Annotated in this window: 15 protein-coding genes; 7 read left to right on the plus strand and 8 right to left on the minus strand. The window is 67.6% G+C overall.

Going from position 1 to position 12,975, the window contains the following annotated elements; genetic code table 11:
* Positions 1-7: 7 nt before the first annotated feature.
* From rbsD to AC1RVW_RS11600, 6 genes are read right to left on the minus strand one after another with little or no spacing between them, the layout of a single operon-like run.
* Positions 8-400 carry a D-ribose pyranase gene (gene rbsD / locus AC1RVW_RS11575; RefSeq protein ID WP_106936791.1) on the minus strand — a complete coding sequence of 131 codons (393 nt, stop codon included), beginning with the start codon at positions 398-400 and terminating at the stop codon, positions 8-10.
* Entirely contained in the window at positions 397-1,362 is a 966-nt protein-coding gene (rbsK, locus tag AC1RVW_RS11580; protein WP_106936792.1) for a ribokinase, read from the minus strand. Before rbsK ends, rbsD begins: the two co-directional genes overlap by 4 nt.
* Positions 1,359-2,450, minus strand: a complete 1,092-nt coding sequence (locus AC1RVW_RS11585) for a LacI family DNA-binding transcriptional regulator (RefSeq protein WP_081271104.1) — start codon at positions 2,448-2,450, stop codon at positions 1,359-1,361. Before AC1RVW_RS11585 ends, rbsK begins: the two co-directional genes overlap by 4 nt.
* A gap of 33 nt (positions 2,451-2,483) precedes the next feature.
* A complete protein-coding gene (locus AC1RVW_RS11590) occupies positions 2,484-3,479 on the minus strand; it encodes an ABC transporter permease (RefSeq protein WP_106936793.1) in 996 nt (331 codons plus the stop codon).
* Complete coding sequence (locus AC1RVW_RS11595) at positions 3,476-5,071, minus strand: sugar ABC transporter ATP-binding protein (RefSeq protein WP_106936794.1); 1,596 nt, start codon at positions 5,069-5,071, stop codon at positions 3,476-3,478. The genes AC1RVW_RS11590 and AC1RVW_RS11595 overlap by 4 nt, the downstream gene beginning before the upstream one ends.
* Before the next feature lie 51 nt (positions 5,072-5,122).
* Positions 5,123-6,076 (minus strand): sugar ABC transporter substrate-binding protein, encoded by a 954-nt coding sequence (locus AC1RVW_RS11600; protein ID WP_493200007.1) that lies wholly within the window; start codon positions 6,074-6,076, stop codon positions 5,123-5,125.
* Between the two features lie 222 nt (positions 6,077-6,298).
* On the opposite strand from AC1RVW_RS11600, the gene ychF reads away from it, so the two are divergent.
* From ychF to AC1RVW_RS11620, 4 genes are read left to right on the plus strand one after another with little or no spacing between them, the layout of a single operon-like run.
* Positions 6,299-7,390 carry a redox-regulated ATPase YchF gene (ychF, locus tag AC1RVW_RS11605; protein ID WP_081271101.1) on the plus strand — a complete coding sequence of 364 codons (1,092 nt, stop codon included), beginning with the start codon at positions 6,299-6,301 and terminating at the stop codon, positions 7,388-7,390.
* Between the two features lie 25 nt (positions 7,391-7,415).
* Positions 7,416-7,937, plus strand: a complete 522-nt coding sequence (locus AC1RVW_RS11610) for an ATPase (protein ID WP_285414141.1) — start codon at positions 7,416-7,418, stop codon at positions 7,935-7,937.
* Positions 7,934-8,119 (plus strand): hypothetical protein, encoded by a 186-nt coding sequence (locus AC1RVW_RS11615; protein ID WP_081271099.1) that lies wholly within the window; start codon positions 7,934-7,936, stop codon positions 8,117-8,119. Before AC1RVW_RS11610 ends, AC1RVW_RS11615 begins: the two co-directional genes overlap by 4 nt.
* Before the next feature lie 53 nt (positions 8,120-8,172).
* Complete coding sequence (locus AC1RVW_RS11620; protein ID WP_285414140.1) at positions 8,173-8,847, plus strand: glutathione S-transferase; 675 nt, start codon at positions 8,173-8,175, stop codon at positions 8,845-8,847.
* A 36-nt stretch (positions 8,848-8,883) separates the two neighbouring features.
* On the opposite strand, the gene AC1RVW_RS11625 is transcribed toward AC1RVW_RS11620, so the two are convergent.
* A complete protein-coding gene (locus tag AC1RVW_RS11625) occupies positions 8,884-9,348 on the minus strand; it encodes a YqaA family protein (RefSeq protein WP_081271097.1) in 465 nt (154 codons plus the stop codon).
* Positions 9,349-9,520: 172 nt separating this feature from the next.
* On the opposite strand from AC1RVW_RS11625, the gene dusB reads away from it, so the two are divergent.
* Genes dusB through purH form a run of 3 tightly spaced genes read left to right on the plus strand, consistent with a single transcriptional unit; the run spans position 9,521 to position 12,459 of the window.
* Positions 9,521-10,582: a tRNA dihydrouridine synthase DusB gene (gene dusB / locus AC1RVW_RS11630; protein ID WP_081271096.1), complete on the plus strand. Its 1,062-nt coding sequence runs from the start codon at positions 9,521-9,523 to the stop codon at positions 10,580-10,582.
* Positions 10,583-10,599: 17 nt separating this feature from the next.
* A complete protein-coding gene (locus AC1RVW_RS11635; RefSeq protein WP_007838304.1) occupies positions 10,600-10,836 on the plus strand; it encodes a Fis family transcriptional regulator in 237 nt (78 codons plus the stop codon).
* A gap of 15 nt (positions 10,837-10,851) precedes the next feature.
* On the plus strand, positions 10,852-12,459 hold the full coding sequence (gene purH, locus AC1RVW_RS11640; RefSeq protein WP_285414139.1) for a bifunctional phosphoribosylaminoimidazolecarboxamide formyltransferase/IMP cyclohydrolase: 1,608 nt from the start codon (positions 10,852-10,854) through the stop codon (positions 12,457-12,459).
* A 31-nt stretch (positions 12,460-12,490) separates the two neighbouring features.
* Here purH and AC1RVW_RS11645 read toward each other — a convergent pair whose 3' ends face one another.
* The gene (locus AC1RVW_RS11645; RefSeq protein WP_493200012.1) at positions 12,491-12,973 is read right to left on the minus strand and encodes a hypothetical protein; all 483 of its coding nucleotides are present in this window, start codon (positions 12,971-12,973) and stop codon (positions 12,491-12,493) included.
* Positions 12,974-12,975 lie beyond the last annotated feature (2 nt).

Below are 12,975 nucleotides of genomic sequence, written 5' to 3' on the forward strand. Positions count from 1 at the left end.
TGCCGCTTCAGAACTTCACGCCAGCGATCAGGATGATGTTGGCGTAGGGCGTGCATTCGCCCGTGCGCACCATGGCCCGGGCCTTCGCGGTGCGGCGCTTGAATTCTTCATGCGCTACCGTCTGCGGCGCGATGCCCAGCGACTGCGGATACCAGCCCGGCGGATTCTTCGCGTCGTCCAGCGCTTCGTCGGCCACCACGATGCCTTCGACCTGCATCTCCGACAGCACCGCCTGCAGCACCTCGTCGAGCCGCGGCACGCCGCGCGCCACGGCCAGGTCGATGCGGCGCGGGCCGTCGGGAATCGGCAGGCCGGCGTCGCCGAGCACGAGCATGTCGCCGTGACCCAGCGAGGCGATCACATGGGAGAGTTCGGCGTGCAGCAGGGGAGAACGTTTCACAGCGTGATCCAGTCGGGCGGCAGCGGGCTCAGCAGAACGGCGTCGCGCTGCGGAATGGAGGGTTGGGCGCCCGGCTGCTGGATGCACAGCGCGGCGGCGCGGATGCCCAGGCGAACGGCGTCGTCGAAAGACTGGCCTTCGCCCAGCGCGACCGCGAGCGCACCCAGGAAGGTGTCGCCGGCGGCCGTGGTGTCGACCGCCTGCACCTTGGGCGCGGGATGGTGGCGCGCACCGTCGGCATCGACGGCCACCGCGCCGCGCGCGCCCAGCGTGACGACCACGCGCGCGATGCCCTTGGCGCGCAGCGCCCGGCCGGCCTGCGCCGCTTCCTGCGGGCTGTCGGCGGACTGGCCGCACAGCGCCTGCGCCTCGATCTCGTTGACCACCAGCGTGTCGATCAGCGGCCACAGGGGCTCGGCGATCGGCTGTACCGGCGAGGGGTTGAGCATCACCTTGCAGCCCGCGCCATGCGCCACGGCGATGCCGCGCGCCACCTGGTCCAGCGGCGTCTCGAACTGCGCCACCAGGAAGGCCGCGCCCTGCACCTGCTGCGCCAGCGCGGCTTCGTCGACCTCCAGGCGCGCGTTGGCGCCGGGAATCAGCACGATGCGGTTCTGGCCGCTGTCCTCCACGAGGATCAGCGCCGTGCCGGTGGGCTCGCCGGCCACGGTGCGCAGGGCGGCGGTGTCGATGCCGTCGCGCTGGAGCGCATCGCGCAGCGCCGAGCCGTGCGCGTCGTCGCCGACGCAGCCGATCATGCGCACCTGAGCGCCCTCGCGCGCGCAGCTCACGGCCTGGTTGGCGCCCTTGCCGCCGGGGATGGTGGCGATCGAATGGCCGAGCAGGGTTTCGCCCGCGGCCGGGGCGTGCGGCACGCGCAGCACCAGGTCCATGTTGAGGCTGCCGAGCACCACGATGCGCGGGGCCCGGGCTGGGCTGCTGGAGGAAGGCTTCAGGCTCACGGGGTGCGGGACTTTCGGGTTTGCGTGGAAGGCGTTTCGGCCGGAACGGGGGCGGCGGGCTCGCGGAAACTCGCGTGCCGCGCAGTCGAGGCGCGCACGCGCAGCTCGGGCTGCAGCACCACCTTGCGCGCATCGCGGCGCTTGCCGCCGACGCGCTCGAGCAGCATGTCGACCGCCAGCGCACCGATGCGCTCCTTGGGCTGCGCCACCGTGGTGAGCGGCGGGCTGGTGTAGGCCGAGAGTTCGATGTCGTCGAAGCCGACGATCGAAAGATCGTCCGGCACGCGCACGCCGCTCTCGTGCGCGGCGCGCAGCGCGCCGATGGCCATCAGGTCGTTGCAGACGAACACCGCCGACGGCTTCTGTTCGGTGCGCAGGATGGCGTGCATGGCCTCGTAGCCGCCCTGGCTGGTGAAGCCGCCGCGCCAGAGCAGCGCTTGCGCATTCGCGATGTCGGGCGTTGCGCCGGTCTCTGCCAGCGCCATGCGCCAGCCCTCGATGCGCTGCTCGCTCGGCATCACGCCCACCGGCCCGCCGATGCAGGCAATGCGCTTGTGGCCCAGCGACAGCAGATGCCGCACCGCGAGCAGGCCGCCCTGCATGTGCGCGGTCTCCACCAGGTCGCAGGCCGGGTCGGCGATCTCGCGGTCGACCAGCACCGTGGGCATGCGCAGGCCGCGCAGCTGCTTCATCAGGGATTCCTCGTCGCCCGCGCCGGTCGACACCACGATCAGCCCGTCGATGCGGCGCTCGGCCAGCACCTGCAGGTAGACGCTCTGGCGGTGGGGCTCGTCGTCGGTGTTGCACAGCACCAGCGTGTAGCCGGCGCCGAAGCAGCGGTCTTCCACGATGCGCACGATCTCGGCGAAGTAGGGGTTCGAGCTGTTGGGAATCAGCATGCCCAGCGTCGAAGTGGTGTTGCTCTTCAGGCTGCGCGCCATCGCGTTGGGCACATAGCCCAGTTCGCGGATGGCGAGCTCCACGCGCTCGCGCACCTTGGCGCTCACGTGGCGCGTGTCGTTCACCACGTGCGACACGGTGGTGACCGAAACCTCCGCCTTGAGCGCGACGTCCTTGATGGTGGCCATGGGGCTTGTCCTTTTCCTGGTTGGCGGGTGCCGTCAGGCCAGCCGGCGTTCGGCACGGCGCTGGCGCAACGTGTCGATGATGACGGCCACGACGATCACCGCGCCGGTGATGATCCGCTTGCTCGGCTCGCTGGCCCCCACCTGCGCGAGGCCGGCCTCCAGCACCGCGATGATCAATACGCCGAAGAAAGTGTTGATGACCGAGCCGCGTCCGCCCATGAGGCTGGTGCCGCCGATCACCACCGCCGCGATCACCTGCAGCTCGATGCCGACGCCGGCATTCGGGTCGGCGGCTTCGAGGCGGGCCGACTGCATCAGGCCCGCGAGCCCGGCCAGCAGCCCGGTGACCGCGAAAACGATGATGCGGATCGGGCGCGGGTCGACGCCTGCCAGGCGCATCGCTTCTTCGTTCGTGCCGATGCCCACCACGTGGCGGCCGAACACCGTGCGCGTGAGCACCAGCTGCCCGATGACGACCAGCACCACCGCCAGCACGAAGGCGGCCGAGATGCCGCCGATCCACGGCGCGGCCAGGCCCGAGATGGCGTCGCCCACGTACTGCGTGCGCGAATCGGTCACCAGGTAGGCACCGCCGCGCACCGCCTCGAGCATGCCCAGCGAGACGATGAAGCTCGGCAGCCGCCACGCGACCGACACCGCGCCGGTGACCGTGCCGCAGACCAGCCCGGTGGCGAGGCCGAGCGCCGCGGCCACCGGCACCGACAGCTTCCATTCGAGGATGGCCGCCGCCGTGACGGCCGCACTCAGCGCCAGCACCGAGCCGACGGAAAGATCGATGCCCGCGATGATCAGCACGAAGGTCATGCCGACCGCCATCACGGCCAGCGCGGGAATCTCGTTGGCGATGGAGACGAAGGTCTCGCGCGTCAGGAAGTATTCGCTGAGCGAGCCGAAGAGCGCGATCATGCCCACGAGCACGACCGTCAGGCCCAGGTAGGTGCCGAGCTGGCCCTTGAGTGCGGAGGGCGAGGACGGCGGGGTGGATTTCGTGGAGGCTTCGGCGTTCATTGTGTGTCGGCGGTGACCGGGGTCGAATCGGAAACGGGGGATGCCGTCGGCGGATTGTTGGCGGCGCGTCCGGCCGCGTCGCTGAATGCTGCGGCCAGCAGCGATTGTTCGGTCCATTCGCCGCGTTCGAACACCGCCACCAGCCGGCCGGCGCTCATCACGCCGATGCGGTCGCACATGGCCATCAGTTCGCGCAGGTCGCTCGACACCATCAGCAGCGCCTTGCCGGCGTCGGTCATGCGGTCGAGTTCGGCGTACAGGTCGGCGCGCGCGCCCACGTCCACGCCGCGCGTGGGCTCGTCGAGCAGCAGCACCTTGCATTCGCGGTGCAACCAGCGCGCGAACACCACCTTCTGCTGGTTGCCGCCGCTGAGCGTGGCGACCGGTTGTTCGATGCTGCGCGAACGGATGCGCAGCAGTTCCACCAGCTTCTGCGCAATGCCGCGCTCCTTGGCGCGCTGCAGCCAGCCGGCGTGGGAAATGGCGCCGAGGTCGCTGAGCGTGGCGTTCACGCGGATCGACTGCGTCAGCAGCAGGCCCTGCGACTTGCGGTCTTCGGTGACGAGGCCGATGCCGGCGCGGATGGCCTGCATCGGCGAGCGCCAGCCCTTGCGCGCGTGCTGCGCGGGCTGGCCGTTTTCATGAAGGGTGATCTCGCCGCGGTCCGCGCGGTCGGCGCCGAACAGCAGCCGCACCAGTTCGGTCCGGCCCGAGCCGACGAGGCCGGCCAGGCCCATGACTTCGCCCGCGCGCAGGTCGATGTCGACGTCGCGCACGACCTGCGTCCGGCCGATGCCGCGCGCGCTCAGCAGCACCGGGCCGGCGGTGCGGCGCTCGCGGCCTTCGTGCTCGTGCACCGCGCGGCCGACCATGCGCTGCACCAGTTCGGATTCGCGCACGCCGGCCATTGCACGCACGTCCACCAGCCGGCCGTCGCGCAGCACCGCCACGCGGTCGGCGATGCGCTGCAGTTCCTCGAGGCGGTGCGACACGTAGACGATGGCCACGCCGCGCGCCTTCAGCAGGTCGATCTGCTCGAACAGGTGCGAGGTTTCTCGCGGTGTGAGCATGGCGGTGGGCTCGTCGAGCACCAGCACGCGCGTGTCGTCCTGCAGGTTGCGCGCGATCTCCACCATCTGCTGCTGGCCGATGCCCAGCCGCGCCACCGGCGTGGCCGGGTCGATGTTCTGCATGCCGATCTTGGCGAGCTGGCGCGCGGCCAGCTCGTGCAGCTTGCCGCGGCGGATCCAGCCGGTCTTGTTGGGCAGGCGGTCGAGCAGCAGGTTCTCGGCCACCGAGAGGGTGGTGACGAGGCCCAGCTCCTGCATGACCATGCGCACGCCAAGCCGCTCGGCGTCGCGGCGCGAGCCGGGCGCAAAGGGCTTGCCGTCGAGCAGCATCTGGCCGCGCGTGGGCTGCACCAGGCCGCAGACGATCTTCGACAGCGTGCTCTTGCCGGCGCCGTTCTCGCCCGTGAGGGCCAGCACTTCGCCGGCGTTGAGCACGAGCGAGACGTCGTCCAGCACCGGCGCCGCATAGTCCTTGCCCATGGTGCTCAGCGTGAGCACGGGCTGGGCGCGGTTGTCGTTCATTGCGGCGGGTGCGGTCAACGGAGGCTCTTTTCTTCGGTCGGGAGATTGTTTTTACTTGGACGACTTGGTGACCAGCACCACGTCGGTCTTCACTTCGGCGGGCATGTCGGCCTGCTTCTTCTTGTCGGCGATGGCCTTCAGCGCGGTCTCGATGCCGAACACGGCCTGCTTGGCGGCGAACTGGTCGGCCGTGGCGAGCACACGGCCGTCGGCCAGCATCGGCTTGATGGCGCCGATGTTGTCGTAGCCCACCACCAGCACCTTGCCGGTCTTGCCGGCGGCCTTGACGGCGGCCACGGCGCCAAGCGCCATGCTGTCGTTGCCCGCAAGCAGCGCCTTCAGGTCGGGGTGCTCGCGCATCATGCCGGCGGCCACCGTGTTGCCCTTGTCGATTTCCCACTGGCCGGACTGCACGCCCACCACCGTCACGCCGGCGGCCTTCATCGCGTCCTGGTAGCCCAGCGTGCGCTGCTGCGCATTGAAGGTGGTCGACACGCCCTCGATGATGCCGACCTTGTCGCCCGACTTCAGCTCCTTGGCGAGCGCGTCGCCCACCAGCTTGGCGCCGGCGCGGTTGTCGGGGCCGACGAACGGCACCTGGATGCCCTTTTCCTTGAGCGCGGCGGCGTCGAGCTGGTTGTCGATGTTGACCACCAGGATGCCCTTGTCGATGGCGGCCTTGATGACCGGCACCAGCGCCTTCGAATCGGCCGGCGCGATGACCAGCGCGTTGATCTTCTGCGCCACCATCTGCTCGACCATCTTGATCTGGGCGGAGGTGTCGGTCTCGTCCTTGATGCCGTTGGCCACCAGCGTGTATTCGGAGGCATGGGCCTTCTGGTGCGCCTTGGCGCCGTCTTCCATGGTGCGGAAGAACTCGTTGGCCAGCGACTTCATGACCAGCGCGACCTTCGGCTTGTCCTGGGCGAAGGCGGGCGTTCCGGCGATGGCGCCCAGCAGCATCAATGCAGCAGCGCTTTGCAGGGTACGGCGGGTGAATTTCATGGTGGATGTCTCCTGGGGTGGTTGATCAAAGCGGTACGCCGGTCTTTGCCGGGGGCCCCGATGTTAACCAAGGGAAACGTTTGCGCAAACGTTTGCCCATCGGGGCTAACCCTGAGCTTTCCGGGAGCGGATGACAGGGTTGCAAGAAGCGGTTCCAAGACCTGCCGGGCGGGCATGCAGCCATGCTCGCCTAAAATCGCCGGTTACCCAAGAGGACCTCCCATGAGTTTGCAATGCGGCATCGTCGGCCTGCCCAACGTCGGTAAATCCACCCTTTTCAATGCGCTGACTAAGGCCGGCATCGCGGCGGAGAACTATCCCTTCTGCACCATCGAGCCCAACGTGGGCGTGGTGGAAGTGCCCGACCCCCGGCTCGCGCAGCTGAGCGAGATCGTCAAGCCCGAGCGCGTGGTGCCCGCCATCGTCGAGTTCGTGGACATCGCCGGCCTGGTGGCCGGCGCCAGCACCGGCGAAGGCCTGGGCAACAAGTTCCTGGCGCACATCCGCGAGACTGACGCCACCGTCAACGTGGTGCGCTGCTTCGACGACGAGAACGTGATCCACGTGGCCGGCAAGGTCGACCCGATCTCCGACATCGAAGTGATCCAGACCGAACTCTGCCTGGCCGACCTGGCCACGGTCGAGAAGGCGCTGCACCGCCACACCAAGGTCGCCCGTTCCGGCGACAAGGACGCGCAGAAGCTGGTCGGCCTGCTCGAGCGCTGCCAGGCCGCGCTGAACGAGAACACGCCGGTGCGCGCGCTCGAGTTCACCAAGGAAGAGCTGCCGCTGGTCAAGAGCTTCACGCTCATCACCGCCAAGCCCGCGATGTTCGTGGGCAACGTGTCGGAAGACGGCTTCGAGAACAACCCGTATCTCGACCGCCTGCGCGAATACGCCGCCAGGCAGGGCGCGCCAGTGGTCGCCATCTGCGCCAAGATCGAAGCCGACCTGGCCGAGATGGACGACGAAGACAAGAAGATGTTCCTCGCCGAGATCGGCCAGGAAGAGCCGGGCTTGAACCGCCTGATCCGCGCGGCATTCAAGCTGCTGGGCCTGCAGACCTACTTCACCGCCGGCGTGAAGGAAGTGCGCGCCTGGACCATCCACATCGGCGACACCGGCCCGCAGGCCGCCGGCGTGATCCACGGCGACTTCGAGAAGGGCTACATCCGCGCCCAGACCATTGCCTTCGAGGACTACATCGCCTTCAAGGGCGAGCAGGGCGCCAAGGACGCGGGGAAGATGCGTTCGGAAGGCAAGGAATACGTCGTGAAGGATGGCGACGTGATGAATTTCCTGTTCAGTTCCTGATACCCCGGGCGCAGATGTCCCGCCGATGAGCCATTCGAAGATCGTCATCATCGCGGGGCCGAACGGCGCAGGCAAGACAACCTTCGCCCGCGCTTTCCTGCCCCAGGAAGCTCGGATTTCCCGTTTCATCAATGCTGACCTGATCGCGGCCGGGCTGTCGCCCTTTGCGCCCGAGGCGGAGGCCATCAAGGCCGGGCGCCTGATGCTCGAGGAGATTGCCCAGTGCGTGCGTCGCCGGGAGAGCTTTGCTTTCGAGACCACGTTGTCGGGGCTGGGTTATCTGCGCCATATTGGCGCCTGGAGGAAGTTGGGCTATCACGTGAGCCTGTTCTTTCTGGCGCTTCCGACGGCGGAGTTTGCGATTGCTCGGGTGGCGGAACGCGTGCGGCAGGGAGGCCATCACATTCCTGAAGATGTGATTCGCCGCCGTTTCGAGGCAGGGCGCCGGAATTTCGACGACCGGTACCGCGCTGCGGTGGATGCCTGGGCGCTATACGACAACGCTGGCGAAGAGCCGGATCTCATCGAATGGGGAGAAGCACCATGACCCGTGAACAGCTCATGCAGGCCAAGGACAAGGATCTGGCCGCTTCACTGATAGCGATTCGGCGCGCGGCCCGGGCGGCGCGGGAGGCGGCCGTTCGCACGGACACCGCCATCGTTGTGCAGCGCGATCAGAAGCCGGTCCGCATCACTGCAGAGGAATTGCGCAAGGCGGGCGTGAAATAGGCGTTGTTCGGTAGACTTCGCGCGCCCTGAATTTCTCCACAAGCCCCGCCCCAATGCTCACCGTCCACCACCTCAACAACTCGCGCTCGCAGCGCGTGCTCTGGCTGCTCGAAGAGCTCGAGCTGCCTTACGAGATCGTCCACTACCAGCGCGATCCGCAGACCATGTTGGCGCCCGCTTCGCTGCGGGCCGTGCATCCGCTGGGCAAGTCACCGGTGGTGACGACGGATGACGGGCTCACGCTCGCGGAGTCGGGGGCGATCGTGGAGACGCTCATCGAGCGCTTCGGCAACGGCCGCCTCGCGCCCGCGCCGGGCACGCCGGATGCGGTGCGCTATCGCTATTGGCTGCACTTCGCCGAAGGCTCGGCGATGTCGCCCCTGTTGCTCAAGCTGGTGTTCGACCGCATCGAGACCACGAAGATGCCGTTCTTCGCGAAGCCGATCGCCAAGGCCATCGCGAGCAAGACGAAGTCGGCGTTCATCAATCCGAACATCGTGAGCCACCTGAATTTCATGGAGGCCGAGCTCGGCAGGAGCGAGTGGTTCGCCGGCGACGCTTTCACCGGTGCCGACATCCAGATGAGCTTCCCGGTGGAGGCAGCGCAGGCGCGCGGCGGACTCGACGCGAAGCGGCCGAAGCTCATGGCCTACCTGGAGCGCATCCACGCGCGCCCGGCGTACAAGAGAGCGCTCGAGCGCGGCGGCCCCTACGGCCTGCTGAGCTGAAACGGGGCGGGGCGGGACGCGGCGGCGCGAAGCCGATCAGAAGATCTGCAGCAGCGCCACCGTCATGGTGACGTAGCGCAGGAACTTGCCGATGGCCATGTAGGCCAAGCAGGGCCAGAACGGCAGCTTGAGCCAGCCCGCCACCGCGCACAGCGGATCGCCCACCAGCGGCAGCCAGCTCAGCAGGCAGGCCTTGGGGCCGAGCTTCTCCAGCCAGCCCAAAACCCGCACATGGTGTTTCGAGTGCGAGTATTTGTCGGCCACCTTGTGCGCGCCGTAGCCCATCCACCAGTCGACCGCGCCCCCCAGCGTGTTGCCCACCGTCGCGACCGCGATGGCCGGCCAGAACATGTCCGGGTTGAGCTTGAGCAGGCCGAAGAGCACGGGCTCGGAGCCCACCGGCAGAAGGGTCGCCGAGACGAACGCTGCGACGAACAGGGTCGAGAGACCGTACTGCGGCAGCGCCATCAGCGCCAGGAGGGAGTCGAGCCAGGCTTGCATAAGGTCGCGCAGTATAGGCAGCGCTCACGTCGCGCCCGCGTGGGATAAGGCCCCGGCACGCACCCGTGTTTTCACGGGTACCCAGGCGCAAATCGTTTCAGTCGCTGAAATGCCACGTGGCTACAATCGTGCCTCATTTTTCAGCAGCCGAACGCGCACCGCTTCCTCCCAAATGACCTTGCAGATCGGCAACCACACGCTGGAAAACCGCCTGTTCGTCGCGCCCATGGCCGGCGTGACGGACCGGCCCTTCCGCATGTTGTGCCGTGCGCTGGGCGCGGGCTACGCGGTCAGCGAGATGGTCACGTCGCGCAAGGAGCTTTGGGGCACGCTCAAGACATCACGGCGCGCCAACCATGACGGCGAACCGGGCCCCATTGCGGTGCAGATCGCAGGCACCGACGCCGACATGATGGCCGAGGCCACGGTCTACAACATCGAGCGCGGCGCGCAGATCATCGACATCAACATGGGTTGCCCGGCCAAGAAGGTCTGCAACAAATGGGCGGGCTCGGCGCTGATGCGCGACGAGCCGCTGGCGCTGGAGATCGTGCAGGCGGTGGTCGATGCAGCGCGGCCCTTCAATGTGCCGGTCACGCTGAAGATGCGCACCGGCTGGAGCCACGACCACCGCAACGCCGTGAAGCTGGCGCGCGACTTCGAGTCGGCCGGCGTGCAGATGCTCACGGTGCACGGCCGCACGCGGGAGCAGGGCTACAAGGGCCACGCCGAATACGACACCATCGCCGCCGTGAAGGCCGCGGTGCGCGTGCCGGTGGTGGCCAACGGCGACATCCGTTCGCCCGAGAAGGCGCGCGACGTGCTCGCGGCCACCGGCGCCGACGCGGTGATGGTCGGCCGCGCCGCGCAGGGCCGGCCGTGGATCTTCCGCGAGATCGCGCACTTCCTGGAAACCGGCACGCACCGCGCGCCGCCGCTGGTGGCGGAAGTGCGCCGCTTGCTGCTCGACCACCTCGTGGAGCACTATGCGCTGTACGGCGACTACAGCGGCGTGCGCACGGCGCGCAAGCACATCGGCTGGTACGTGCGCACCCTGCCCGAGGGCGAGGCGTTTCGCGCGCGCATGAACACCATCGAGGACTGCGGCGAGCAGTTGCGCGCGGTCGGCGACTATTTCGACGGGCTGGCGGACCGCATGGAACGCATGCCCGTGCAGCACGAGGCAGACAGCGAGCTGTCTGGTGAAGAGGAGGCGGCTTGCGCCGTCGATTGAGAAGAAGAGAAGAAGCAATGAGCAAGAAACACATCGAGGACTGCGTGCGCACCAGTCTGGACAGCTACTTTCGCGATCTGCGCGGCACCGAACCCGACGGCATGTACGAAATGCTCGTGCGCGTGGTCGAGAAACCCCTGCTCGATGTCGTGATGACGCGCGCCGAGGGCAACCAGTCGAAGGCCGCGCAATGGCTCGGCCTGAACAGAAACACGCTCCGCAAGAAATTGGTCGAGCACAAACTTTTGAAATAACTCCACGGCATATCCATGGCTCAGACTGCACTCATCTCCGTATCCGACAAGACCGGCATCCTCGAATTCGCACAGGCGCTGCATGCGCTGGGCATCAAGCTGCTGTCCACCGGCGGCACCGCCAAGCTGCTGGCCGACGCCGGCCTGCCGGTGACCGAAGTCGCCGACCACACCGGCTTTCCCGAAATGCTCGACGGCCGGGTGAAGACGCTGCACCCGAAGATCCACGGCGGCCTGCTGGCGCGCCGCGACCTGCCGGCGCACGTGGCGGCCATCAAGGAACACGGCATCGACACCATCGACCTGCTGATCGTCAACCTCTATCCGTTCGAAGCCACCGTGGCCAAGCCCGGCTGCACGCTCGAGGACGCGATCGAGAACATCGACATCGGCGGCCCGGCCATGGTGCGCAGCGCGGCCAAGAACTGGAAGGACGTCGGCGTGCTGACCGACGCATCGCAATACGCCGTGGCGCTGGCCGAGCTGAAGGCCGACGGCAAGCTCAGCGACAAGACCAAGTTCGCGTTCTCGGTGGCCGCGTTCAACCGCATCGCCGACTACGACGGTGCCATCAGCGACTACCTCTCGGCCATCGACTTCGACGCCAGCATCGGCCAGGGCGCGCCCAAGCGCTCGCTGTTCCCCGCGCAGAGCAACGGCCGCTTCGTGAAGGTGCAGGACCTGCGCTACGGCGAGAACCCGCACCAGCAGGCCGCCTTCTACCGCGACCTGCATCCGGCGCCCGGCTCGCTGGTGTCGGCGAAGCAGCTGCAGGGCAAGGAACTCAGCTACAACAACATCGCCGACGCCGATGCGGCGTGGGAATGCGTGAAGAGCTTCGACGTGCCGGCCTGCGTGATCGTGAAGCACGCCAACCCCTGCGGCGTGGCGCTGGGCAAGGACGCGGCCGAAGCCTACGGCAAGGCCTTCAAGACCGACCCCACCTCGGCCTTCGGCGGCATCATCGCCTTCAACCGCCCGGTCGACGGCGCCACCGCGCAAGAAATTGCCAAGCAGTTCGTCGAAGTGCTGATGGCGCCGGGCTACACCCCCGAGGCGCTCGAAGTGTTCCAGGCCACCAAGGCCAAGCTCAACGTGCGCGTGCTCGAAATCGCGCTGCCCAAGGGGGGAACCACCGACTGGGACAACGGCCGCAACGCCATGGACGTCAAGCGCGTCGGCTCGGGCCTGCTGATCCAGACCGCTGACAACCACGAGCTGTCGATCAACGACCTCAAGGTGGTCAGCAAGAAGCAACCCACGCCGCAGCAGCTGCAGGACCTGCTGTTCGCATGGAAGGTCGCGAAGTACGTGAAGAGCAACGCGATCGTCTTCTGCGCCAACGGCATGACGATGGGCGTGGGCGCCGGCCAGATGAGCCGCCTCGACTCCGCGCGCATCGCCAGCATCAAGGCCGAGCACGCCGGCCTCTCGCTGAAGGACACCGCAGTGGCCAGCGACGCCTTCTTCCCGTTCCGCGACGGCCTGGATGTGGTGGTGGACGCGGGCGCGAGCTGCGTCATCCAGCCGGGCGGCTCGATGCGCGACCAGGAAGTGATCGACGCAGCCGACGAGCGCGGCGTGGTGATGGTGCTGTCAGGCGTGCGCCACTTCAGGCACTGATCGGCGGAAGCCGAGGTTCGGCGACCGCGTTTTACTCGTGGTTGCCGAACCGGTACTTCAATTGAAAAGTGACGGCGCCGTACAGCCGGTTCTTGATCGTCGGCACGTACGCGATGTTCAGGCCCCAGTTCTTGCCTTCGATGGCGGCCACCGGCAGGATGGCCGGGAACCAGTTGCCGTTGCGGTAGTTGGGGTAGCCGTCGAAGCCGCCGACCACGGCGCCAAACTTCACGCCGTAGAACTCGATGGGCAGCACATACAGCCCGAGGTAGTTCGACTGCCGGCGGTCGCTGTTGCGGAAGGTTCCCGCCGTGACACGGTACGTGTCGTTCAGCGGGTACTCGAAGCCCAGGCCCTGGTTGACGTTTTCCAAGCCCTTGCCGCCGTCGAAGTGCGCCGAGTAGAAGCCCGGGTTGATCCAGACGTTCTTGAGGTCGAAGGAGTCCTGCGCTGACGCGAGGCCGGGAATGAGAAGAGCGATGCTCAAGACCGGCAGCGTGCGCAGGAAGTTCATGG

Source organism: Variovorax sp. MPBD4-3, from assembly GCF_058809745.1.